We start from the raw sequence: 25,337 nt of genomic DNA, 5'->3' as shown, positions 1-25,337 counted from the left end.
TTTCTTGTTTCTATAATTTAAAATTAGAAAAAAAAGTTAATAAACCAGATAAAAAGTTAAAATTAATCGATCAAATGCAAAAGTTTTCTTAATGCCGGTTTGTCTTCAATAAAGGATAAATGCCCTCCATCTAACAGAAAAAAATTCGCATTCCCTGTAATAGCTACCTTTTTCAGGTATTTATAATTTAAAATAGGATCCTCTTTTCCTGCAATTATGTTTTTTTCAATTTCCAGGTTTGAAAACAAACTCATATTGTCTGTACGAATTTTCATACCTTTTGTTGCCGCTGTCATGCCCTTTGTACTCATTTCCAGAGCTTCAGATATTAAATTTTGAACCTCTGCCTTGTGCTTTACTGAATTTGACAGTAACATTAAATTAGAAATTGCCATTTTTACGAATGCGCTTTTATTTTTATTCACCAAACTTACTGCGCGGTCCCGATTTATTTTTCTCTCCTCGCTATCTGCTTCAGGAGTAGAATTGATTAATGTTAAACTTCTTAACAGAGTAGGGAAAATTTTCGACAATTCCAAACTAACATAACCCCCCATAGAATGCCCCGCAACCGCTGCTTTTTCAATATTTAAGTTCCACAGCACTTCTTTTACAGCCTTGGCCATGTCTTCCATACTATGGATTTCATTGAAACAGCCAGATTCCCCATGGCCGGGAAGGTCGATACAAACCACCTGGCGATTTACAGCCAGAGAAGGAACAAAATCATTCCATATTTTCGAGCTCTCCATAAATCCGTGCAAAAGAATGAGCGGATTCCCCGTTCCTTCTGAAGAAAAATATATTTCGGTATCCCTATAGCTTATCTTCATAAAATAAAATTAAAAAGCCACGAAGACACTAATTTTAATTTAATGTTGTCGTGGCTGTAAACTCTGTTTTTTAAATCACTAAGTATTCATTATTTCTTCTATCTCGTCTGGTTCAATCGGAATATTTCTCATCAAATTGTAAGGCTCCCCTTTTTCCTGAATCACAACATCATCTTCAAGCCGAATACCAAAGCCTTCATCGGGAAGATAGATCCCGGGCTCTACGGTGTAAACCTGATTTGCCTCCATTGGTTCGGTAAGAATTCCGTAGTCATGCGTATCCAAACCAATGTTATGGGAAGTACCGTGCATAAAGTACTTCTTGTATGCTGGCCAGTCAGGATTTTCTTTTTGCACATCGGCTTTGTCCAGTAAACCCAGACCTAACAATTCTGAAGTCATTAGTTTCCCTACTTCCTTATGATATTCTGCCCACATAGTCCCTGGAACCAACATTTTCGTTGCCTCTTTCTTTACGCGGTTCACCGCATTATACACCTGCTTCTGCCTTTCTGAATATTTTCCGGAAACCGGTATTGTTCTGGTAAGATCACTGGCATAATTGGCATATTCAGCACCAGTATCGAGCAGGATTAAATCCCCGGCCTGGCATTGCTGATTATTCTCTATATAATGAAGGACGTTGGCATTGTTCCCACTGGCGATAATTGGCGTATATGCAAAGCCACGTGAGCGGTTCCTGATCATCTCGTGATAATATTCAGCTTCGATTTCATATTCCCAAACTCCCGGTTTCACAAATGCAAGCGTTCTACGGAAAGCCTTTTCGGTAATATCACATGCATTTTGCATAAGTGCAAGTTCGATTGGATCTTTAACAGATCGCAACCGCTGAAGTATTGGATTACTCTTTGCCACCTGGTGTGCAGGGTATTTTTCTTTGCACCATTTGATAAAGCGCATATCCCGGGTTTCTGTTTTATGGGAAGAACGATAATGTTCGTTGGTATTAAAATATACAGTTTCACATTGTGTCATAACTTCAAAAAAGATCTTTTCAAAGTCTTTCATCCAGTACACTGTTTTTACACCACTTACCTCAAGAGCTCTGTCCTTAGTTAATTTCTCTCCCTCCCAAACGGCAATGTGCTCGTTTGTTTCAGTTAAAAAGAGAATTTCTCTGTGCTCTTTCTTAGGTGCATCAGGGAATAAAACAAGAATGCTTTCTTCCTGATCCACTCCGCTTAAGTAAAATAAATCCCTGTTTTGCTCAAAGGGAATTGTGCTGTCTGCCCCTATGGGATAAACATCATTGGAATTAAAAACTGCAAGACTCTGGGGCTTCATTTTAGCCATAAAGTTCTTTCGGTTTTTTATAAAAAGTTCAGAATCAATTTGGTGATACTTCATTTATTAAATTTAATTATTCAAATTCAGTTTTAAAAAGTGTATTCTCTTTGAGGTAAGAAATTTGCCGGTAACGTTCCGGCTCAAAGAAGCCACAAAGCAGTTCTTTACTGTTCTGATCCCAAAAGTAAAAAGCTCTCTTCTAAATGCTGTTAAATTGCAACTAAATATCTGCAGATTCTTAAGCCGGGTTAGCTTTCGTATAGGGAAAGACGGTTTTTAAGCCTCACATTCTGTTTCTGCAACTTCTGAACCTGATCCAACAAATGATGTATGGCTTGCAGGCCTTCTATATTGATATTTAGATCCTTATGCAACCTCATCATTTTCTCAAAATTCCGAAGGTGATCGCAAGGAACGTATTCCTTCCGTTCTACGGTGACTATCTCAATAAGTCCGCTTTCATAAAGTGAACTAATAAAAGTACGTTCCACTTTGTAAAGTGTACAAATTTCCTCTGCCGGTATTAAATCTTCTGAAGTCATGACCTTAGTTTTTGCAATTCCCTGAAAAGTTCTTTTTCCCGCTCACTCAAATTCGATGGCATTTTTATCTTATAGGTGATAAAAAGATCTCCAAACTGCTCCTCCTTTTTGTATTTTGGAAAGCCCTTTCCTTTTAATTTGACCCGTGTATCTGCCAGAGTTTCCGGTTTCACTTTTAGCTTTACTTTACCATCAAAAGTCTCTACAGTAACCTCTCCTCCCAAAAGCGCCGTATATAAATCAATTTCCTCTGTGCTATAAAGATGCTCCTTCTCTCTTTTAAATTTCGTGTTGTTAATTATATTAAATGTGATAAAAAGATCTCCCTTTGGACCACCCTGCATCCCCGGTGCTCCATGATTCCTGATTTTGATCGTTTGTCCGTTCTCCACTCCTGCGGGAATGGTGAGTCTAATTTTCTTTCCGTTTACGGTGAGGGTTTGCTTCTGACTCGTGTAAACATCAGATAAATTTAACTGAAGTTCCGCATTAAAGTCCTGACCTTTAAACTGTGTTCCTCTTCCCGATCCACGCGTTCTGGCGCCACCGCCGAACATCTGCTCGAAAAAATCTGAAAAAGTATCATCTTCAAAATCCCCTGAATAAGAATATCCCTTTCCTCCGCCAAAACCGCCATAGGCTGTGCTTCCAGATTGCTGTTGCGACCTCGCCTGTTCAAATTGATCTGCATGTTGCCAGTCCTTTCCATATTCGTCGTACTTCTTTCGCTTCTCAGGATCACTTAAAACTTCATGCGCCTCGTTTATCTGCTGAAATTTCGCCTGTGCTTCTTTATCATTTGGATTAAGGTCTGGATGATATTTTCTGGCAAGCTTCCGGTAAGTCTTTTTTATATCTGCCTGACTGGCAGATTTATCCAACCCCAATAGCTTGTAATAATCTATAAATTCCATTTAACATCGAATTTAAATTTCCGGAAACTTTTCCCCCACCTGAAATTACGAATTTTGGAATAATTAGGCGTTAAGCTTTTGCAAAATCAAGCAAACTTAACCTAATTGGTCGCAAAAGAAGAATAACCCTAAAAAGCGTTGTTTTGATAAACTTTAAAAACCCTTCAGGCTTTTTAAACTGGTTCTAAATAAGGATTAATATAATGATTAATACTTGCCCAAAATAAGAATGAGACTTACTTTTGCTCGTAAAATTTCTTAAAAAATTAAAATGGGTGGTTTTCTAAATTCTACAATAGCAAGAAAATTTGCTATGGCCTTATCCGGACTGTTCCTCGTCTTCTTCTTAGCTCAACATTTAGTAATTAATTCCATATCGGTATTTAGCGCAGAAGCATTTAATGAGTTTTCCCATTTTATGGGAACTAATTTCTATGTACAATTTCTTCTACAACCTGTCTTAATTGCAGGAGTCCTTTTCCATTTTATTATGGGTTTTGTTCTTGAATATAACAACAGAAAGGCAAGAAACATCAAGTACGTAAGTTTTAAACCAAGCACCAACACCAGCTGGATGTCCAGGAATATGTTGTTATCCGGACTGGTAGTTTTGGCTTTTTTAGGGCTGCACCTTTATGATTTTTGGTTTCCGGAAATCGCTCATAAATATTTTGAAAACCATCCTGAAGACCCGGGAAGGTATTATCTGGAACTAGTTGCAAAATTTCATAGTCCGATAAGAACCCTTTTATATGTTATTTCATTCATATTTCTGGCTCTTCACCTTTTGCACGGTTTTTCATCCTCATTCCAATCTGTAGGATGGCATAACAAGTACTCTAAAGGATTAAGAGGTTTTACGGTGGCTTTTTCGATTATCGTTCCGCTAGGATTCATTTTCATAGCCCTTTTTCACTATTTTAATAACGTTTAATACGTAGATTTATGGCAATTTTAGATTCAAAAATCCCGGAAGGACCTCTAGAGGAAAAGTGGGACAAACATAAAAATAACATTAATCTTGTTAACCCTGCGAACAAGCGTAACATCGATATTATTGTAGTAGGAACAGGATTGGCCGGCGGTAGTGCCGCAGCAACTTTAGCAGAATTGGGTTATAACGTTAAAACTTTTTGCTATCAGGATTCTCCCAGACGGGCGCACTCAATTGCGGCACAGGGAGGAATTAACGCATCCAAAAATTACCAGGGAGACGGCGATTCAGATTACCGCCTTTTCTACGATACCGTAAAAGGAGGGGATTATCGTTCCCGCGAAGCGAACGTTTATCGCCTTGCCCAGGTTTCAGGAAGTATTATAGACCAATGTGTGGCACAGGGAGTACCTTTTGCCCGCGAATATGGTGGATTGCTTGATAACCGTTCTTTTGGAGGGGTATTGGTTTCCCGTACTTTTTACGCAAAAGGACAAACAGGACAGCAATTATTGCTGGGAGCATATTCTGCTATGAACCGACAGATAAACCGGGGGAAAATCCAGTCTTTCAACAGACATGAAATGATGGATCTTGTGCTTGTTGACGGGAAAGCGAGAGGAATTATTGCACGTAACATGCTTACCGGTGAGATCGGAAGACATTCCGCTCACGCTGTAGTGCTGGCTTCAGGAGGATATGGAAACGTGTTCTTCCTTTCCACGAATGCGATGGGAAGCAACGTGATGGCTGCGTGGAGAGCACACAGGAGAGGTGCGTTTTTTGCCAATCCATGTTATACGCAAATTCACCCGACCTGTATTCCGGTAACGGGAGAACATCAGTCAAAACTTACATTGATGTCTGAATCACTTCGGAATGACGGAAGAATATGGGTTCCGAAGAAAAAAGAAGATGCAAAAGCAATAAGGGAAGGGAAAAAGAGACCTACAGACCTTTCCGAAGAAGAAAGAGATTATTACCTGGAACGTCGTTATCCTGCTTTTGGTAACCTTGTGCCCCGTGATGTGGCTTCAAGAGCAGCTAAAGAACGTTGTGATGCAGGATATGGTGTAAATAAAACCGGTGAAGCTGTATATCTTGATTTCGCAAGTGCTATTGAGCGCTACGGAAAGGAAAAAGCCTTCACTATGGGACATAAAAATCCTTCAAAAGAAGAAATCACCAAATTAGGAAAAGATACTGTGGCGTCTAAATACGGAAACCTTTTTGACATGTATCAAAAGATCGTAGATCAAAATCCGTATGAAACCCCAATGATGATTTATCCTGCGGTTCACTACACCATGGGTGGTTTATGGGTAGATTATAATCTGCAAACGACTATCCCAGGCTGTTATGCGGCGGGAGAAGCTAACTTCTCAGATCACGGTGCAAACAGGCTTGGAGCCTCTGCCCTTATGCAGGGACTTGCCGATGGTTATTTTGTACTGCCTTATACCATTGGAGATTATCTCTCAAAAGATATCGGAACAGGAAAAATTCCTACCGATTCTTCTGAATTTGATGCTGTTGAAAATGATGTAAAGGCCCGTATTGAAAAGTTAATGAATGCCGGAGGTAAAAATTCAGTAGATTCTTATCACAAAAAGCTGGGACGAATCATGTGGGATAAATGTGGTATGGCCCGTAACGAACAGGGATTAAAAGAAGCTCTTAAAGAGATCGCTGCCCTACGGGAAGATTTCTGGAAAAACGTAAAAGTACCGGGAACATCCACTGGAAAGAATTCTGAACTGGAAAAAGCAGGCAGAGTAGCAGATTTTCTTGAATTAGGAGAATTATTTGCAAAAGATGCCCTAAACAGAAATGAATCTGCCGGAGGACACTTCCGCGAAGAATATCAGACTGAAGAAGGAGAGGCCTTAAGGGACGATGAAAACTTCAGGTATGTTGCAGCATGGGAATACACCGGAAATATTGGTGAAGCCAAACTTCACAAAGAAGAGCTGGAATTCCATAATATCGAATTAAAAACAAGAAGTTATAAATAATTTGAAAATCTGGGAATTGTTAAATTTGAAATTAAATTCAAATCTAAAATTCCTAATCTTCAAATCTTCAAATCAAGACTATGAAGCTTAACTTAAAAATATGGCGCCAGGAAAATGCCACTGTAAAAGGGAAAATGGTAGATTATCCTATGGAAGGGATTGAAGGAGATATGTCTTTTCTCGAGATGTTGGATGTGCTGAATGAAAGCCTGGTAGCCAAAGGAGAAGAACCGGTGGAGTTTGACCATGATTGCCGCGAAGGTATTTGTGGATCTTGTTCACTCCAGATTAACGGGGAACCTCACGGGCCAGATAAACTTATTGCCACCTGCCAGTTACATATGCGTTCCTTTAAAGATGGAGATACTATTGTAATTGAACCATTTCGTGCAAAAGCATTTCCTGTAATTAAGGATTTAATTGTAGACCGTAGTGCTTTTGACAGGATTCAGCAGGCATGGGGATTCATTTCGGTGAATACATCTGGGAATACCGTAGATGCCAATGCTACTCCAATAGAAAAAACAAATGCAGATGCTTCTTTTGACGCGGCGACGTGTATTGGATGTGGCGCTTGTGTGGCAGCCTGTAAAAACGCCAGTGCAATGCTTTTTACATCGGCTGTGGTTTCAAAATATGCTCTGCTTCCGCAGGGAGAAGTTGAAGCTACCGAGCGTGTAAAAGCGATGGTAAGACAGATGGATGCTGAAGGATTTGGAAACTGTACCAATACCGGCGCATGTGAAATTGAATGCCCTAAAGGAATTTCTTTAGAAAACATCGCCAGGATGAACAGAGAATATATGAGAGCTACCACTAAAGGATAGTAGCTTATTTACTTGAATAATTCAATCCCGGATTCTTTCTGAATCCGGGATTTTTTATGCATCTTATTTAAAAAATAAAGCTATGTCCAATTTCAGTAATCATCCTTCGAAATTGCCAAATAACAAAACCAGCATATTTTCTGTAATGAGCAGTATGGCTCGAGAGAACAATGCCATTGATTTATCGCAGGGATTTCCAAATTTTGAAACCGATGCACGGCTAAAAGAGCTGGTTTATAAAGCCATGAAAGACGGATACAATCAATATCCTCCCATTAACGGGATTCCGGAGCTACGCGAGCAAATTTCAGCTAAAATTGAAAACCTTTACGGAGTAAAATATAAAGTTGATTCTGAAATTACCATGACCTCAGGCGCCACTCAGGCTTTGTACTCTGCAATTACCGCTTTTGTGCATCCGGGAGATGAAGTGATTGTTTTTAAACCGGCTTACGATAGTTACGAACCCGCCATTAAATTAAATGGTGGAAAACCTATACTTGTTCAGCTAAAGGAAAATAATTTTGGTATCGATTGGCAGGAAGTAAAGGAGAAAATAAATGACAGGACGAAAATGGTCATTATTAATACACCGCATAATCCCACCGGCACGGTAATGTCCAAAGAAGATATGCAGCAACTGGAAGGCCTGCTAAAAAACACGAATATCATCCTGCTGAGTGATGAAGTTTATGAGCATATTATTTTTGATAATATCGAGCACCAGAGCGCTTCCCGTTTTCCGCATTTAGCTGAAAGAGCTATCGTTTGTTCCTCGTTTGGAAAGACATTTCATAATACGGGATGGAAAATGGGCTACTGTGTTGCACCGGAAGAATTGATGAAAGAAATCTGGAAGGTCCACGAACTTGTTACTTTCTGCGTGAACCATCCAATGCAACGCGCGTTCGCAGAACATCTGAAAAATCCGGAAAATTATCTGAGTTTAAGTAGTTTTTATCAGGAGAAAAGGGACAAATTCCTCAAACTCATGAAAGGATCGAAATTTACTGCTATCCCTTCGTCTGGAACGTACTACCAGCTTTTCGATTTTTCTGAAATTACAGATGAAAAAGATACAGATTTTGCCAATCGCTTAACACGGGAACATAAAGTTGCTTCTATTCCGGTCTCAGAATTTAATATTGATAAAAAAGACAATCAACAACTCCGGTTTTGTTTCGCCAAGACAGATGAAACGCTGGAAAAGGCAGCAGAAATTTTAAACCGAATCTGATTTTTTCTCCGCTTCATTTAAACATTCAGGAATTTCCCCAATTGCACCTTACATATGACCATTAAGATCGAAAATTGCCAATTTCAGCTTCATACCAGTGGGGCAGCCTTTTGGAAAGAGCAAAATATGCTGCTGATAAGTGATGTGCACCTGGGAAAAATCAGTCATTTCAGGAAATTTGGAAGCGCAGTGCCGCAAAAAGCTATTATTAAGAATTTTATGGAGCTTTCGAAGCTTGTGGAACACTTCAATCCGGCGAAAATTGCCTTTTTAGGCGACCTTTTCCATAGTTCCCTTAATGCTGAATGGAATTTATTTGAAGAATGGGTAACTTCAGTCACTTCAGAAATAATTTTAATCGCCGGAAACCACGATATTATTTCTCCTATAAAATATGAAGAACTAAATATCCAGATTCAGCCTATGCTGAAAATTGGCAATTTTCGGCTTACACATCATCCGGAAGAAACCGAAGATGATTTTAATATTTGCGGACATATTCATCCCGGCTACAAATTAAATGGAAAAGGCCGGCAGCAGCTAAAGTTGCGCTGCTTCTATAAATCCAATAGTCAGTTAATCCTTCCTGCTTTTGGGGAATTCACCGGGAATTATTACTTAAAACCCAAAGAAGAAGACCAAATCTTCGTAATAACAAAAAATGAAGTAATTTTAGTTAACTAAAATATTCGTGCCATGGCTAAAAACCTCTCTGTTCTTAATTTTCTTTCGGTTCTTTTAGCTATTGCCGTGAACTATTACTCCCAGGCCGTAAAATTAAACGGAAACACGATTGGCAGCCTTAGTGCCCAATATGAAAACCTCTTTACCCCTGCCGGCTATGCTTTTTCCATTTGGGCGGTCATCTATCTGGCGCTATTGGCTTATGGTGGCTACCAAATGTATTGCGCCTTTAAAACCGAAAAACACCTGGACCTTATCAAGAAAACAGGTGCATGGTTTATTTTGGCAAATATCGGCAATACAGCATGGGTCTTGGCCTGGCTTTATGAATTTACCGGCCTCTCTGTTCTCATAATGCTGGTTATTTTGTTTTCGCTAATCAAAATTATCCTGAATACAAATATGGAACGCTGGGATGCACCGCTAAAAGTTATTGCTTTTAGCTGGTGGCCCATATGTTTTTATTCCGGGTGGATTGCAGTGGCCACTTTAGCTAACATTTCTGCTTACCTAGCAAAAATTGGCTGGGACGGTTGGTTCTTATCAGAAGTACAATGGACTGTAATAATGATCGTAGTTGCTACAATTATCAATATCATTATTATTTACACCCGCAATATGCGGGAATTTGCACTCGTTGGCGTCTGGGCACTGGTGGCAATCTTCGTAAAACATTCCGGAGAAAATGAGATCCTGGCCTGGATCGCCATGGGAGGCGCTATATTAATTTTCCTTAATGCGAGTTATCATGGCTACAAAAACAAAGAAACAAGCCCTATGGCAAAAATGAAGGAGTCGTAGCGTTTTAAAAATTGAATAATGCTGTGAAGCAAAGCGTTAAATAATTGTTGAGTTGTTGGAAGGGACGACTTCAGAAATTATCTTTGCCGCAATGAGTAAATCTGCTATTGCCCAAAGCTTTGCACAATCCCTGCACCAACAGGAATTGCAGCAAGCTATTGCCATTTCTGAAAAAGAAGTTGCAAAAATCCATTTAAAAGGACTCGTTGGTTCATCACTTTCTTTTGTGCTTGCCAACACTTTTAAAGAAGCTGAAAATCCTTTTTTACTGATTTTTAACGACAAAGAAGAAGCTGCATACTACCTTAATGACCTGGAACAACTCGTTGGCGAGAAAAATGTCCTTTTTTACCCCGGTAGTTACAGAAGGCCTTACCAGATTGAAGAAACCGATAATGCCAATGTTTTACTACGTGCCGAAGTTTTAAACCGGATTAACTCCCGCAAGAAACCGGCAATTATCGTCACTTATCCCGATGCACTTTTCGAAAAAGTAGTTACCCGGAAAGAGCTTGACAAAAGCACATTAAAAATCTCTCTTGGCGATAGCCTTTCAATAGACTTTGTAAATGAAGTACTTTTTGAGTATAAGTTTAAAAGAGTGGATTTTGTTACAGAACCGGGTGAATTTTCGGTTAGAGGTGGGATTATAGACGTGTTTTCCTTCAGCAATGATGAACCTTATCGACTCGAATTTTTTGGAGATGAAGTGGACAGCATCAGAAGTTTTGATGTAGAAACTCAGCTTTCTACAGATAAAGTCAAGAAAATCTCCGTTATGCCCAATGTGGAGAAGAAAAAGCTGGATGAAGTGCGGGAAAGTTTTCTGAAATACATAGCAGAAAAAACTGTGATTTTCACAAAAGACATGGAAGTTTTTTCTGCCCAGGTGGACAAACTTTTCAGCAAAGCCGAAGAAGCTTTTAAAAACCTTTCCGAAGATATTAAACACAGCGAGCCAAAGGAACTGTTTTGTGACGCTGCACTTCTAAAAAAGCAGATTCTGGATTATCGGGTTGTAGAATTAAGCAATCAGGCGTATTTGAACCCTCAACAAATCATTGAGTTTCAAACCAAGCCGCAACCTTCGTTCAATAAACAATTCGATTTGTTAATCGATAATTTAGTTCAGAACCAGGAGGCGGGTTATACAAACTATATTTTTTGTGTTAGCCAGCAACAGGCAAAGCGTTTTCATGACATTTTTGACGATCAGGAGCGGGAAGTGAAATACCAGACGCTCGTCCTTTCGATGTTTCAGGGTTTTATAGATGAGGAAGCTAAAAATATTTGTTATACCGATCATCAGATTTTTGAGCGTTATCATAAATTTCACCTGAAGAACGGCTACGCTAAAAAGCAGGCGATAACCCTAAAAGAACTTACCGGTCTTGAAATTGGTGATTATGTAACGCATATCGACCACGGAATTGGAAAATTTGGCGGACTTCAAAAAATAGATGTTGAAGGTAATAAGCAGGAAGCGATAAAACTTTTCTACGGGGAAAGGGATATTTTATACCTCAGCATCCACTCGCTGCACAAAATTTCAAAATATAACGGGAAAGACGGCAAAGCTCCTAAAATTTACAAACTGGGAAGCAATGCCTGGAAAAACCTAAAAAGCAAAACTAAATCCCGCGTAAAGCATATTGCTTATAACTTGATCGAATTGTACGCAAAACGCAGGCTGCAGAAAGGTTTTGCCTATGGACCAGATTCTTTTATGCAACACGAACTGGAAGCTTCGTTTATCTACGAAGATACTCCAGATCAAAGCACAGCCACCCAGGCAGTAAAAGAAGACATGGAAAATGAGCGTCCTATGGATCGCCTGGTTTGCGGCGACGTTGGCTTCGGAAAAACCGAAGTCGCCATTCGTGCGGCCTTTAAAGCTGTAGACAATGGTAAGCAGGTAGCAGTACTCGTTCCAACCACCATTCTTGCCTTTCAGCATCATCAGACATTTACAGATCGTTTAAAAGACTTTCCTGTAACTGTAGATTACCTAAACCGTTTCAGAACAGCAAAGGAACGACGTGAGACACTACAGGATCTCGAAAATGGTAAAATTGACATTGTTATCGGAACACATCAGCTCGTAAACAAAGCTGTAAAATTTAAAGATTTGGGATTGCTAATTGTAGACGAAGAGCAGAAATTCGGAGTTTCAGTTAAAGACAAGCTCAAAACTATTAAGGAAAATGTCGATACCCTTACTTTAACGGCCACGCCAATACCGCGTACCCTTCAGTTTAGCTTAATGGCTGCAAGGGATCTGTCTACTATAACTACACCTCCGCCAAACCGTTATCCTATAGAGAGCCATGTAATACGTTTTTCTGAAGAGACCATTCGCGATGCAGTTTCTTATGAAATCCAACGAGGCGGACAGATTTTCTTTATTCATAATCGCGTTGAAAACATTAAAGAAGTCGCCGGAATGATCCAGCGCCTCGTGCCTGATGCCCGTATAGGAATTGGCCACGGAAAAATGGAAGGAAAGAAACTGGAGAAGTTAATGTATAGCTTTATACATGGTGATTTTGATGTACTTGTCTCCACCACCATTGTGGAAAGCGGACTTGATGTTCCAAATGCCAATACTATTTTTATTAATAATGCGAATAACTTTGGACTTTCTGATCTTCACCAGATGCGTGGAAGGGTAGGCCGAAGTAACAAAAAAGCTTTCTGTTATTTTATTACTCCGCCGTACTCTGCAATGACAGATGAAGCAAGAAAGCGGATGACTGCCCTGGAACAATTTTCAGAACTGGGCAGCGGCTTTAATATTGCAATGAAGGATTTAGAAATACGTGGAGCAGGAGATTTACTTGGTGGTGAACAAAGCGGATTTATAAATGAAATCGGTTTTGATACTTATCAGAAAATCCTGAATGAAGCCATACAGGAACTGAAGGAAAACGAATTCAAGGATCTTTACAATGAAAATGAGGATATTGAAGAAAAGACCTTTGTAAAAGAGGTACAAATTGATACCGACTTTGAAATTCTTTTCCCAGACGATTATGTTAATAGTATTACAGAGAGACTAAGCCTATACACAAAGCTAAATGATATTGCCACAGAAGAAGAACTGCAGAAATTTGAAGCAGAACTGGTAGACCGTTTTGGTGAACTACCGGTACAGGCTCTGGATTTATTAAACAGCGTTCGCCTTAAATGGATTGCAGCTAATATTGGCCTGGAGAAAGTGATACTGAAACAAAATAAGCTGATCGGCTATTTTATTGCAGACCAACAATCGAGATTTTATCAAACCAGCTCATTTACCAAGGTTCTTCAATATGTACAATCGCATCCTCAAAAATGTAAGATGAAAGAGAAGAAAACCCGGGCAGGCCTGCGGTTGTTACTCACTTTCGAAAAAATTACTTCCGTAGAAAAAGCTTTAAAAGTGATGGAGCCTTTGGATTCAAGGGTGAAAAAAGAGGAAGATATAGAAGCTTAAAACATCTTTTATAAGAGCTAACTAAGCAGGGTAAAAAGAGCATGCTCCACCCAGGCAGAGCCGGTAAAAGACTTAAAAAACTAATTCGAGGAAACAACTGACTGTGCTCGAACTGACAAAGCGTATTTCCAGACATCCTTCTCCATTAAAACGCTAAAATTCCCTTAAGGTCTTTATTTCTTTCAGGGCGAATGTCTATCTTTTAGAAGATCATAAGTCTTTTATCGGAAGAACATTACACCATGCGCCAACTTACCATAAAGATTCCCAAAGGAAATAAAAAGAAGGTTCAGGATGCCATTGAAAAATTTAAAGGAAAAAACACAATAGATATTTCTTCTGAAAGCGAAGATGTTTTCATGGTTTATCTTCCTAATCAGGAAGTAAATAATTTTCTTAAAGAGATTGACGAATTTGAAGAACCCGAGATCACTCTTATTCCCAGAGGAGTGATTACCCTGTACCCTCCGGCTTCAGAATCTCCAGATCAGGTTGCAGATGTAAAACCTAAAAGTTCGTTGGAAATTTATCTTGGTGGCATCCAGAGTGTAGGTTCAATGTTTGGACTTATTGGCTATTCTTTTGTGGCAGGAATAATCGTTTGGATCGGGCTTTTCACGACTACATCTTATTTACTTGTGGCAGCCATGTTAGTAGCTCCTTTTGCGGGCCCGGCCATGAACGCCGCTTTGGCCACTGCTGCGGGAAAAGGTTCACTCCTAAAAAGTAGCCTGATGCGATATGCGGTAGCTATTGTGACCGGTATAATAGCAAGTTTTCTCCTAACCCTTCTTTTCCCTTTAAAAACACTTACTCCGCTTATGGAAGAGGTAAGCCAGGTATCGAAATTTGCCCTTTTTCTGCCACTGGTTTCAGGATTTGCGGGTGCAATTAATATTTGCCAGTCAGAGCGAGATAGCCTCGTTTCGGGCGCAGCTGTGGGTATTTTAGTAGCAGCTTCTTTGGCACCTCCGGTAGGTTTAATTGGCGCCGGACTTTATATGATGGACTGGCAGGTAGTTTTTAGCAGCCTGTATCGAATTTTACTTCAATTGCTGGGCATTCACCTTGCCGCTACGCTGGTTTTCTATTTCTACGGAAAAGTAACTCCCAACGGGGTCAGATTTTTAAGAGGAGGCAAGAAAACAGGCTTAATAACTACTATGGTTGTGGTTTTAGGTATTGGTGCAATGATGTACTGGCAGTTTCGCCAACCTCCATTCCTTAGAAAAGCCAGTATGAACACAGAACTTGCGGAAGTTTTGGGCAGCGAACTAAATAAAATTCCCAATATTAAGGTCCTGAACAAAGATGTAACCTTCACCAATGTCAAAAGGAACAATAAATCTATTGCTAATTTTGAAGCGACAATTCTAAAAACCGATACAATTATTTCCTCTGAGGAATTAAAAGATGGAATTATTCAGCATTTAAAGAAAAATATGAAATATTCCTACGATGACATTTACGAGGTTTACCAGATACATGTGGTGACTGATTAGAATGATTTCCTAAATATCAATTGAGATCTTCACCTTTCCACCTAAACCTTTTTCTACAATATCATAAAGAGTTTTTAAGGTGAGATTGCTTCCATTACTTTCAATTCTGGAAATATATGTCCTCTTTTTATCCACCAAAATAGCTAATTCCTCCTGAGTCAGATTTTTTTCTTCTCTGGCTTTTTTCAAAAGTAGTCCTATTTTAAAAGATTCAAAATCTCTTTCAAGTCCATCTCTACGCTCCGTCCCTTTTTTGCCATAAACTTCATCCTTTATGTCTTTCCAGTCTTTTGTATCCATTATTCCTTGGTTTTTTCAATGTAATAAGTTTCCTTTAGTTTCAAAGCCTTGTCAATTTCTGTTTTCGGAGTTTTCTGTGTTTTTTTCGTAAAACCATTTAGTAGAATTACGAGTTTTCCCTCGTCAAAAAAACAAAATACACGCCATATATTTGAACCCAGTTTTATTCTGGCTTCATACAATCCTTTTGCTCCTTTTATAGCCTTTAAATAATTGGAGGGGATTCTTTCTAAGGTTTCAATTGCCTCTATTACTCTAAAAATCTTATCCTGAACTTTTTGCGGCTGAAGAATCAAAAAGCTCTGAAATAATGTTTATATGCTATTACCCTCCTGATCTTCATCTACAAATGTAACTTAAAAGTTACTATTTTAAAATTTATTAATAACAAATTCGATTTTAATACCCTGTCACTCTCACATTGTCCACATCATAAGTAGTGGTTTTGTCGGGAGCTGCTCCAAGATAACGGAAACCAAAATTTACAGTTCCATCCAGACAGGAAATATCAATTTTTGTATTCCTAAAAACGGTTCCATTCTGGCTCGATGGCCCTACCGGAATTTTGCCATCTAGCAACTGCCATTCTGTTGTTTTGGGATTTCCGGTAAAACTTGTAGTAACATAAATTTCAAGGATTGTGGCGTTATCGAAAGAAGCAAGGATATCTGCGGAAAAAACTTCTTGAGAAGTTTGGTCCAGGTTTATGCCGGGAGTGACCAGCCATGCTTCCAACGGATTCTCGGTAGTATTGTAAGCTGAAATCCTGAAATATCTGTTTCCGTTTCTTGTGCCGGGTTTAAATTTTTCGCTACCGCCACTAACATTCAGGTTTTTCCATCCACGGCTATTTAAAGCAGTAAGTGTATTAACATCAGTAAAATCTTCATTAAAAAGCACTTCGGATCCCGGAGTAGGATTTTCTCCACAATTCATAAAAACCGGATCACATCTTTCCCCTGAAAAATTCAGATCTTGCGGATTATTCAGCACCAATACGTAAAAATCATCATAAAAGTTTCGGCTTAAAACCGCTTTAATACTTCCTGATTGCTGCGGAAGTAACAGTGACTTAAAATCAGAAAATGAGCTGGTACTTAAAACGGCCGTAGCGCCAGATTCGCAGCTTTCCAATTGCCGCTCCCCGTCATATTGATCTATAGTTTCTGAAGCGAAGGAATATATATGCTCGTCCCTGACTAAATTCCGGTTAAACTGCACATTTTCCACCTGTACAAAGAGACTTTTATATTCATCCCTAAAGTCGGTAATCTTCAGTTTAAGCGGAACAATTTCTGCTGTTTGTTCAGACCTTATCAAATGTTCATCGATCATGGCGTTTGGAATTGCCACCACGTCTCCCCTGTTTTGAATGCCCACCTGAAGCAATCCGTTATTGTAGCCCAGGCTAAGACCATCCAGTTTTACATAAACTTTTCTTCCGAAGTTAAAAGTTTCGTGCAGGGAATTTTCGTCCACCAGAATAACAATTCCATCTAAGGGATTTTCCGGTTTATCCTGAAGCACAAGTTCCTTATAAAAATTGCCGCCTTCATCGCTGGAAACTACATAACCTTCAAAATAAGTATTTGTATTTTGAAATGTATAAATTTCATCTGCAATAGGATCGTAACTCCCTTTCACTGCAGAAATACTGGTAAGACTTCCGTCGAAATCCACAAGAATATCTTCAATTTCCGGAAGATCATAATCATCTGTCTTTACACAGGAATTAAGCAGAAGGCTGAAAATTGCAATTTTCAGCAGTAAATAAATATTCCTCTTCATAATGTTCATCTTTAAAAATGGCAATTTTCGACCTTAAAACCTCAGATAAAAATTAATATAATATGTTGTACCATTCCCATACCAATACCGTGAAGCAAAAAGGGGCTGATCGCGCTCCCGGTCTTCCTTTAAACTTAAAAAATTGGCGTTTCTGGACTGTTCATAGCCGCCTGTCTTGTATAAAACATCAAAAATATTGTTGAGACTACAGAAAAATCCCAGATAATAGTCTTTAATCCGCCAGGATTTGCCTCCAATGGCATTTACGAGAACATAATCGTCAAACTGTTCCTGTTTCAGCAATCTTCTCGCAATATCTTCATCATAGCTTAAAATTGGCAAACCATCGGCATCTGTTCTGAAATTTGCTGTTCTGGTAAGCGGGCTCACATCTGCAAAACCGTGAGAAAAAAAGTTTACTGTAGTTCCAAACCACCAATAATCAGGATCGCGATATTCGAAGCCGAGCTGCGCCGCCCGTTGCGGACCGCCGGGGATATGGTAATTCTTCAAGTAGGAAGTTCCGTAATTCACAGCGTCATCAAAACTACTGGAAGTGAGATATAGATTGGGATTGTTCGCATAAATATATTGTCCCAAAGCTGCGGCTGCTTTTAGTTTTATAGTTGAAGTTATCTGACTTTCGGCTCCTAACTCTATTCCAAGATGCTCCTTGCTTATTCCCGTTAGAACCTCCTGAACAAACGCTGTTGTTCCTGTTCTTCCCAATCCCGAAAGTCCGTCGGCATAATAAAAGGAGATTTCAGTTGCATCCAGTATTTCAGCATAATAACCGGTTAAGCGAAGATTCAGTTTTGGAGAACGGAAGCGGTAAGACAAATCTCCAAACCGTAATGTTTCACTCTCCAGGCCAGCCACTGTTTCATTGTTTTGCCGCGAATTGGAGAAGGAATTCCGCAGATTAGGCGCTTTAGTATAAAAGGCAAGATTCGTGGTAATAAGATGCCTGCCGGAAAGTTTATATGTAGCACCGGACTTTATGCCGAAATTTGTAAAATACAGTTCCTCACTTTTTCCGAAGGAATTTTCAGCATAAGTGCCATTTTGAAAGAGTCCGTTGCGCTGATAGGAAGTTTGGGAAATATTTCCGGCAACAAAGAAATCGATTCCGCTAAATTTGTACTGAATTTGGGCAAATGCTTCAGCTACATCTGCAAAAAGTTCATAATTGTACTTGAATCTGTCACCTTCAGTCACAATTCTGTTTCTGTTTCGAAGATCACTCTGCGCGGCATCAGCTTCGGTCATTTCAGCGGTTCCTTCAGCGAAAAAATCGATATCCAGATAACCCGTTCCCCCTAAAAGATCTTTTACCGAGGCAAAATTTTCACTTTTTAAGCTTGTATAACTGATTTTCGCGTTCAACTCAATGTTTTCCTTCAGTCGTGCAGTGAGAATGGAATTTGTAGTAAAATTTTGATCATCATTCCGATCTTCAGCAATAACATATATGGAATTGCCACCTGTGGCAGCTTCATTTAAATTTGCACTGTACAAAGAGGACCAGTCAATTTGGCCATTATCGGCAAACTGTTGTTGCGCACGATAAGCAGCTTCATAATTGGCATTATCTTCAAACCTTAAAAAATAGCCCGGCAACTTCTGATAATAAGCCGGATCTGGATTTGCACCGCCACCAACAAAACTTTCCTGACCATTAAACGTCACCCGGTTTGTCCCGCCAAAATCAATTCTTGAGTTCCCAACACTCCCAAACTGGTAAGATATATTGTTATTAAGCTGAATTTTTTCTGAAATTTGCCAAAAATGGTTTAGCATAAAGACGGGTTCTTTAATCTCCCTGAGTCGGGAATTTCGGATTTGATTATCCTGATAACCCCAAAAGGAATTATACCTGCGCCCTTTAAGCTCGAAAACTTCCTGGGTATTTGCTGAGGATTTTCCGCGGATGTTTGGCGTATAAAATACGGTGAAATTGAGGGAATGATCTTCCGAAAGATCTTTCTCTACCGCCAGAAAAACGGAATTTGCGTCATATAATGTCCCGTCTACATAGCCTTCTTTAGCAAACCTTCTGGAAATAGAAAGGGAATAAGCCCAACCGGCGGGCAACTCCCCCGAATTGTAAGTAGCCATTACCCGTCCCGTATAACTGCGATTGGAAGCGGCGTAGGAAATCCTGCCTCCTTCCCCATATTCTGACGCACGCATGATGATATTTGTAGTCCCTGCCAGACCGCCAAAACTTACTTCGGAAGGAGAAATACCCATGGAAAAGATTTGTGTTCGCTGCACATCATTAAGTCCACCCCAATTACTCCACTGTGGTCTCCCGTTGAAAATTTTGTTCATCTCTATGCCGTTAATGAGCAATTTTCCCTGATCGCTGTCAAAACCCCTGGGACGGAAAAACGTGGCACTGAAGTCAAAGGCCGCGGCATTTAAGAAAACATCTCTGGAAGCTTGTAAAAGTCCGGATAGATTATCGAAACTACCTTCTTCTTCATTTAGCTCGTTATCGGAAAGACTTATAGTGCCAATTTGCCTTTGTTCTTCGGAAATATCCGGAGTAAGAAGGATCTGGCCCAGGTCCTTTTGTTGGCCTCTAATAATAACTACCGGAATCCGTTGCCGTGCGTAACCGGACTTTGTAAATACTAAAACCTGATTCCCTTCCGGAAGATCTTCAGAAGAAAATAAAAAGACACCGTTGGCATCCGTCTCTGTTTCGATGAAGGTGCCTTCTATTATCATTTTAACTGAACTGATTTCCTCCAGAGAATAACCGTCTACGACACTTCCCCTTATGGAGGTTGCTTGTGAAAATGAGGTGTAGGGAAACCATATCCACAGCAAAATCAGAAGAAATTTGTTCCCCATTTTTGCCTCAAAAAGTCGGAAAAGATAATGATTTATTTCATATAACTTTCATACTTTCAATAACTTGAAAATTATATTTGAAGCATCTCATGAACAATCCGAAACTTTACTATTTACGTGCGCTTGCAATCTGGCTCACACTTTTCTGTTCACATAATTTGAGGAGCCAGGAGCAAAATTCCTATAATATTTTAAGTGTCGTCTTCTATAATGTCGAAAATTTGTTCGATACTGAAGACAATCCGTTGACATTTGATGATGACCGGACGCCTACCGGCAAAGATGTTTGGACCCAAGAAAAGTACAGGGACAAAATTGCCAAAATAAGCAGGGTACTTTCGGAAATTGGAACTGAAGTTGCCGGAACTGCACCTACCGTTATTGGTTTATGCGAATTGGAAAACCGGGAAGTACTGGAGGATTTAATAAGCCATCCCAATCTGGCTGCTTATAACTACGGAATAATTCATTTTGACTCACCGGACAGCAGAGGCGTCGACGTTGGACTTTTGTACAAAAAAGGGATTTTTACTCCCGTGAATTCGGTGTCCCGTCGTCTGCTTTTCTACGAAACAGAAGATCCCTCAAAGCGGGTTTACACCCGGGATCAATTGGTGGTGAGCGGAGTTCTAGATGGTGATGAGATGCATTTTATTGTTAATCACTGGCCATCCCGAAGCGGCGGGGAAGCGAAAAGCAGCTATCGGAGAGAAAAAGCTGCATTTCTGAATAAACAGATTATTGATTCCCTGTACCAGATAAATCCGTACTCCAAAATAATTAGTATGGGGGATTTTAATGATGATCCTACAAACAAATCTTTTAAAAAAATCCTCAACACAAGAGCTTCAAAAGAAAACCTAAAGTTTCAGGAGCTCTATAATCCTATGGAGAAAATGCTGAAAGAAGGACACGGAACACTGGCCTATCGTGATAGCTGGAATTTATTTGATCAAATATATATGACTCAGGCATTAACAGGAACTGATTTTAGTGGTTATCAATTTTACCGGGCGGGTATTTTTAATAAGGCTTACCTGGTCACGCCTGGCGGACAATATAAAGGATATCCCTATAGAAGTTATGGTTATGGTGGATATACGGGTGGTTATAGTGATCACTTTCCGGTGTATATATACCTCATAAAATCTCAATCCCCCTCTAGCTCCCCCGGAGGGGGAGGATAATTTAATTCTTTCGATTAAAACCTACACATAAAAATGTTGTGTGTCAAAACTCCTTTCTCTTCGGCAAATGCCGGATTAGACATTAAAACCAGGCATTCCAGGGAATCCTGGTAAGGATCACCAGTAGACCAAGTGTATAAAATATAGCCAGAACCTTGAACTTTGGCCTGGAAGTCAGTTTCTTTTTGTGCCTGGAATAACCAATGGTAATTAAAGCCAGCGCAATAATCATCATCAAAGGATGCTCCACCAAATACAGTCTAAGGCTATCGTTACTCATAACTTCACCCATACCGCCATCGAATCTGGCAAGGTTTCCAGGAGTTAGATAAAGAACAATTCCAATTAAAAGCTGAATATGGGAAACAATTAAGGTAAATAAGGCAATCCTGAAATTGGTTGCACTGTATTCCTTGTTACTGGCAAAGCCTATTATAGCGTTAAAAGATGCTATAAGCAAAACAATAAGTACCAAATAGGCCCAATAAGAATGGATAAACTGAACAGTAGTGTACATGAGGTTTAAAATTTTGATAAAGATACTCAAACACAAAAAAACGCCCCATAATATGGGACGTTTTTTAGATGTCTGAAGGTATTTACTTAAAATCTGAAAGCTATACTTGCATTTCAAATTCTAATCATTTCATAAACTTGTTATTTCCAACGTTTATTCCCATCGGTTTTCAGCAGCGTCTCCGCCCCAAATTAAAGTAGCGAGGTATGGGTTATCTATAAACGGATTCCTGTTTCCCTGTGCCGAAGCTATTACATTGTTACGTTGAATTTCCAGTTCTGATACCGGATCCATCCTGTTCCATTTCAGTAGAAGGTCCAAACCACCTACCTCATCAAATTCTTCTCCGTAACGAATATTAAGGTACATAACCATTCTTGCTACGTCACCAATCCATTCATCCCCGGGGTACCACGCACTTTCACCAACCAGCCCATATTCTCCGCTTCCTTCGCTATAAGGGTAATTTAGTCTAAGTGAATTTATACTCGCATCTGCAGAACGAAGGTGGTGCAGGTCTGTAACCGCGTTTGCTGCATCTAGCCTGGATTGAGGATAAATATGTTCTGTATTGAAGGTTTGCGGGGTATAAGAATTATTTCCTGAAGTATATTCTTCCCAGTACCTGCTTTCCCCAGAGTACATTAAAATCACATTTTCTGGGTTGTCTGGATCTTCATCTGCATCATATAAATAATTATGACGCTCTCCATAACTTAAAATAGTTGTGTGCTGCCCTACTGTTATTTCAGAAGCTACATGATAGTTTAAGTCCTCATTCTGAGAAAAAACAACTTGCTCATAATAGTCTTCAAGTTCTGAAGGAATATCAAAACCTACTGGCTCTATTACCGTAATATTAACTGTAGCAGTTGCACATGTAGGTTCCTGATCATCATCACAGATAGTATAAGTAAAGCTATCTTCTCCCGTAAAACCTGCCACCGGCTCGTAGGTTATGATACCATCATCATTTAAAGTAACATTTCCCTGGCTAGAGGAAGCATCTATTGAAGAAAGTACAGCTCCATCAATAGGATCATCGTTGTTTAAAAGGTTGTTTATGGCAAAACCGGAATTTCCCGCATCGACCACAACCGTATCATCGTTTGCAACAGGAGACCCTTCGTCTATAACATTTACCGTAATAGTTGCAGTAGCGCATTCGGGTTCTTGATCGTTATCACAAACAGTATAGGTAAAACTATCTTCTCCAGAAAAACCTTCTGCCGGAGTGTATATAATGCTACCATCCTCTTCCAGCACAGCTGTACCATTTGTATCTTCAGTGTTTATCGCTGTTATATCTGCATTGTCCAGCAGGGTATCGTTAGAAAGATGATTTATAATGCTAAGTTCGTCTCCCTCCTCTGTTTCATAGGTATCATCCTGAGCTACAGGGGCACCGGCATCTCCTACCGTGATGATTACAGTTGCGGTAGCGCAACGGCTACCTTCACTACCCGGCACACATAGTTGGTAAGAAAAATTGTCTTCACCCTGAAAATCTTCAGGAGGAAAATAGGATAAGGTTCCATCGCGGTTGTCGACTACTTCCCCACCTTCGGTAGTTTCTGTATCAAAAGAACTTATCCTGGAACTATCCACCAGCTCATCATTTTCCAGCAGAAAATCTTTTTCAATATTTAACTCTTCATTTTCTGAGGCTGTTACCGCATCATCTACGGCAACAGGATCACCTGCTTCAGGTCTTTCGCCCGAATTTACATTATCGTCATCGCTGCTACATCCTGCAAAAATTAGAATAATACAAGCAAGAAAGAAAAACTTTTTCATTTATAAATTTTAGAAATTAACATTTGGAACTCGTCTTTGTCTACTAAACAAAAGCCCCTTACCGGGAAAGACCGATAAGAGGCTTGTACTTTTATTTAGTTTGAAATTTATTCATTAATAACCCAGGCGCCAGACTCATCTTTAATCAGTCTCATTTGTGTCATAATATAACCAGGATAAACTTCATAAGAAAGGATATATTTTTGACCTACTTCAGCAGAAGGGTCGAAGTCATTTAAAAAGACCTTTAATGCTTCCAGGATCATTTCGTCATCCCAGTTATTTAGGTTGAAATTCCCGTACTGTGCTAGATTGCTGGCCGCAGCCTCGTAACCACTAACAGCTGCAAATTCCGCTGCGATGTATTCATAATCTGATGCGACTAAGGTATATCTTATGGTGTTATCTGGTTCCCACTCAGATCCATTGTGACTAAACTGAAGGGTTTGTTCCAAAGTTCTAGGTATTGCATTCCACTCACCATCTTCAAATACAAACAACGTATATCTTGTTGAAGTACTACCAGAATAAAAGTCATAAGCAACAGATCTCATCTCCCCTTCTCTTGCATAAGGATATTCAAGGCCAAGAAATACAGAGATCATTTGATAAGCTTCCCCTTCATCATCAAAATTAGGATAGGTTTGCCCCATCGTAGTGTAATCTTCACTATCTAATGTTAACGGCATACTCCAGGTTCCATTAGTATAAGCAAAAACATCTGTGGTTTCTACTGTGGAAACAGAACCTTCCAGGTCAATTACATATTGTCCATCCTGAAGGACAACAGCCATCCCTTGCGAAGAAACACCAGAACCGTCATAAGCTGCATAAGTCACTGCGAATTGAGCTCCTTCTTCTGCAGAAGGAAATTCATCCATTAAGACTATATTTATTGCTTCAAGTAGCATTTCCTCAGTCCAGAAATTACTACTACCAGAATCTACAGTAAAACTGTTAAAGTTCCCGGTATTTTCGGCAGGACCGGGATATTCTTCCGCTAATTCTTCAGCAACCAGTGCATAATCTGCATTTACCAGTTCATAAGCAGAAGCTCCAGACTGCACATAAGAATTCCCATCAAACCTTACGCTCATACTCTCAGTACCTGCTGATCCATCATATATGTCATAGCTAACATTGTAAGTCTGCCCCTCAATACCTTCGAGATTTTCAAGCAATACGGCATCAATAGCTTCAAGGATCATTTCATTACTCCAATAGGCTTCATTCCCTTCTCTTCGGTCAAAATTGCCAAATTGCGCAGCACTTGAAGTTGGTTCAGGATAATCGGCACCCAATTCATCTTCAATAAAATCAAAATCGTCTGCATTTAGGGTATACGAAATTTCATTTGCAACGGCATCGTAAGTCAACTCGACATGATCACCTGCCTCTGCTCGCGGAAATTGATACTGTAAAAAGCTCTGAATTTGAGAAATATTCCCAAGGTAACCGTCTGACAATCCAGCAGCCTCATAATCTTCCGCGCTTACAGTATAAACCTGCGGATCAATAGGAGCAAAGACGTTATAACTAACATTTACCGAAGAGTTTCCACCTAAAGCGGGAAGACGATTTGACAACAAAACAGGAATTAATGCCCTTGCATCCTCTTCTGTATCAAACTCATACTGCTCCTCAGGCAGATCTAAAAATCCATAATCTTCCTCTTCTAATGTGTAATCTAATGATCCCTCAACATTGCTGATATTCTCATCGATTTCCTCATTAATGTCATCCATTGGCTCACAACCTGTTATGGCGACACCTATGAAAAGCATTAAAATAAAAAATGTATTTTTCATCTC

At 39.6% G+C, this 25,337-nt stretch carries 20 protein-coding genes; 9 read left to right on the top strand and 11 right to left on the bottom strand.

Translation table 11 applies throughout. The features are described 5' to 3' along the window. Positions 1 to 62: 62 nt before the first annotated feature. From RM545_RS02950 to RM545_RS02935, 4 genes are all read right to left on the bottom strand, one after another. Complete coding sequence (locus RM545_RS02950) at positions 63 to 833, bottom strand: alpha/beta fold hydrolase (RefSeq protein WP_311493827.1); 771 nt, start codon at positions 831 to 833, stop codon at positions 63 to 65. Positions 834 to 911: 78 nt separating this feature from the next. Further along, a complete protein-coding gene (locus tag RM545_RS02945; protein ID WP_311493826.1) occupies positions 912 to 2,204 on the bottom strand; it encodes an aminopeptidase P N-terminal domain-containing protein in 1,293 nt (430 codons plus the stop codon). A 188-nt stretch (positions 2,205 to 2,392) separates the two neighbouring features. Then, positions 2,393 to 2,686 carry a chaperone modulator CbpM gene (locus RM545_RS02940; protein WP_311493825.1) on the bottom strand — a complete coding sequence of 98 codons (294 nt, stop codon included), beginning with the start codon at positions 2,684 to 2,686 and terminating at the stop codon, positions 2,393 to 2,395. Further along, a complete protein-coding gene (locus RM545_RS02935) occupies positions 2,683 to 3,600 on the bottom strand; it encodes a DnaJ C-terminal domain-containing protein (RefSeq protein ID WP_311493824.1) in 918 nt (305 codons plus the stop codon). Before RM545_RS02935 ends, RM545_RS02940 begins: the two co-directional genes overlap by 4 nt. Before the next feature lie 271 nt (positions 3,601 to 3,871). On the opposite strand from RM545_RS02935, the gene RM545_RS02930 reads away from it, so the two are divergent. The 8 genes from RM545_RS02930 (at position 3,872) to RM545_RS02895 (ending at position 15,075) form a co-directional block, all read left to right on the top strand. Further along, on the top strand, positions 3,872 to 4,534 hold the full coding sequence (locus RM545_RS02930; protein ID WP_311493823.1) for a succinate dehydrogenase cytochrome b subunit: 663 nt from the start codon (positions 3,872 to 3,874) through the stop codon (positions 4,532 to 4,534). 11 nt (positions 4,535 to 4,545) lie between these two features. Then, positions 4,546 to 6,549 carry a fumarate reductase/succinate dehydrogenase flavoprotein subunit gene (locus RM545_RS02925; protein WP_311493822.1) on the top strand — a complete coding sequence of 668 codons (2,004 nt, stop codon included), beginning with the start codon at positions 4,546 to 4,548 and terminating at the stop codon, positions 6,547 to 6,549. Positions 6,550 to 6,629: 80 nt separating this feature from the next. Beyond that, positions 6,630 to 7,376, top strand: a complete 747-nt coding sequence (locus RM545_RS02920) for a succinate dehydrogenase/fumarate reductase iron-sulfur subunit (RefSeq protein ID WP_311493821.1) — start codon at positions 6,630 to 6,632, stop codon at positions 7,374 to 7,376. A gap of 82 nt (positions 7,377 to 7,458) precedes the next feature. Continuing rightward, positions 7,459 to 8,613 carry a methionine aminotransferase gene (locus RM545_RS02915; protein WP_311493820.1) on the top strand — a complete coding sequence of 385 codons (1,155 nt, stop codon included), beginning with the start codon at positions 7,459 to 7,461 and terminating at the stop codon, positions 8,611 to 8,613. A 54-nt stretch (positions 8,614 to 8,667) separates the two neighbouring features. After that, positions 8,668 to 9,297, top strand: coding sequence for a ligase-associated DNA damage response endonuclease PdeM (gene pdeM / locus RM545_RS02910; RefSeq protein WP_311493819.1), 630 nt, complete (start codon positions 8,668 to 8,670; stop codon positions 9,295 to 9,297). 12 nt (positions 9,298 to 9,309) lie between these two features. Beyond that, positions 9,310 to 10,098, top strand: coding sequence for a TspO-related membrane protein (locus tag RM545_RS02905; protein WP_311493818.1), 789 nt, complete (start codon positions 9,310 to 9,312; stop codon positions 10,096 to 10,098). A gap of 91 nt (positions 10,099 to 10,189) precedes the next feature. Then, a complete protein-coding gene (mfd, locus tag RM545_RS02900; RefSeq protein WP_311493909.1) occupies positions 10,190 to 13,573 on the top strand; it encodes a transcription-repair coupling factor in 3,384 nt (1,127 codons plus the stop codon). A gap of 242 nt (positions 13,574 to 13,815) precedes the next feature. Continuing rightward, positions 13,816 to 15,075 (top strand): DUF389 domain-containing protein, encoded by a 1,260-nt coding sequence (locus RM545_RS02895; RefSeq protein WP_311493817.1) that lies wholly within the window; start codon positions 13,816 to 13,818, stop codon positions 15,073 to 15,075. Positions 15,076 to 15,084: 9 nt separating this feature from the next. Here RM545_RS02895 and RM545_RS02890 read toward each other — a convergent pair whose 3' ends face one another. From RM545_RS02890 to RM545_RS02875, 4 genes are all read right to left on the bottom strand, one after another. Beyond that, the gene (locus tag RM545_RS02890) at positions 15,085 to 15,375 is read right to left on the bottom strand and encodes a helix-turn-helix domain-containing protein (protein WP_311493816.1); all 291 of its coding nucleotides are present in this window, start codon (positions 15,373 to 15,375) and stop codon (positions 15,085 to 15,087) included. Further along, on the bottom strand, positions 15,375 to 15,671 hold the full coding sequence (locus RM545_RS02885; RefSeq protein ID WP_311493815.1) for a type II toxin-antitoxin system RelE/ParE family toxin: 297 nt from the start codon (positions 15,669 to 15,671) through the stop codon (positions 15,375 to 15,377). The genes RM545_RS02890 and RM545_RS02885 overlap by 1 nt, the downstream gene beginning before the upstream one ends. Before the next feature lie 103 nt (positions 15,672 to 15,774). Continuing rightward, the gene (locus RM545_RS02880; RefSeq protein WP_311493814.1) at positions 15,775 to 17,163 is read right to left on the bottom strand and encodes a DUF5689 domain-containing protein; all 1,389 of its coding nucleotides are present in this window, start codon (positions 17,161 to 17,163) and stop codon (positions 15,775 to 15,777) included. Between the two features lie 33 nt (positions 17,164 to 17,196). Continuing rightward, a complete protein-coding gene (locus RM545_RS02875; protein ID WP_311493813.1) occupies positions 17,197 to 20,025 on the bottom strand; it encodes a carboxypeptidase-like regulatory domain-containing protein in 2,829 nt (942 codons plus the stop codon). 89 nt (positions 20,026 to 20,114) lie between these two features. Between RM545_RS02875 and RM545_RS02870 the strand changes: the two genes are divergently transcribed. Beyond that, complete coding sequence (locus RM545_RS02870) at positions 20,115 to 21,212, top strand: endonuclease/exonuclease/phosphatase family protein (protein ID WP_489752646.1); 1,098 nt, start codon at positions 20,115 to 20,117, stop codon at positions 21,210 to 21,212. A gap of 82 nt (positions 21,213 to 21,294) precedes the next feature. On the opposite strand, the gene RM545_RS02865 is transcribed toward RM545_RS02870, so the two are convergent. The 3 genes from RM545_RS02865 to RM545_RS02855 all read right to left on the bottom strand — a co-directional run bounded on the left by RM545_RS02865 (position 21,295) and on the right by RM545_RS02855 (position 25,334). Further along, a complete protein-coding gene (locus RM545_RS02865; protein ID WP_311493811.1) occupies positions 21,295 to 21,729 on the bottom strand; it encodes a hypothetical protein in 435 nt (144 codons plus the stop codon). Between the two features lie 153 nt (positions 21,730 to 21,882). Next, positions 21,883 to 23,526 carry an Ig-like domain-containing protein gene (locus RM545_RS02860; RefSeq protein ID WP_311493810.1) on the bottom strand — a complete coding sequence of 548 codons (1,644 nt, stop codon included), beginning with the start codon at positions 23,524 to 23,526 and terminating at the stop codon, positions 21,883 to 21,885. 107 nt (positions 23,527 to 23,633) lie between these two features. Then, a complete protein-coding gene (locus tag RM545_RS02855; RefSeq protein ID WP_311493809.1) occupies positions 23,634 to 25,334 on the bottom strand; it encodes a hypothetical protein in 1,701 nt (566 codons plus the stop codon). Positions 25,335 to 25,337 lie beyond the last annotated feature (3 nt).

The sequence above is a fragment of the Autumnicola lenta genome, from assembly GCF_031846515.1.
In the GTDB taxonomy this organism is placed as follows: Bacteria; Bacteroidota; Bacteroidia; order Flavobacteriales; family Flavobacteriaceae; genus Autumnicola; species Autumnicola lenta.
This window is presented reverse-complemented; position numbering and strand designations above follow the sequence as displayed.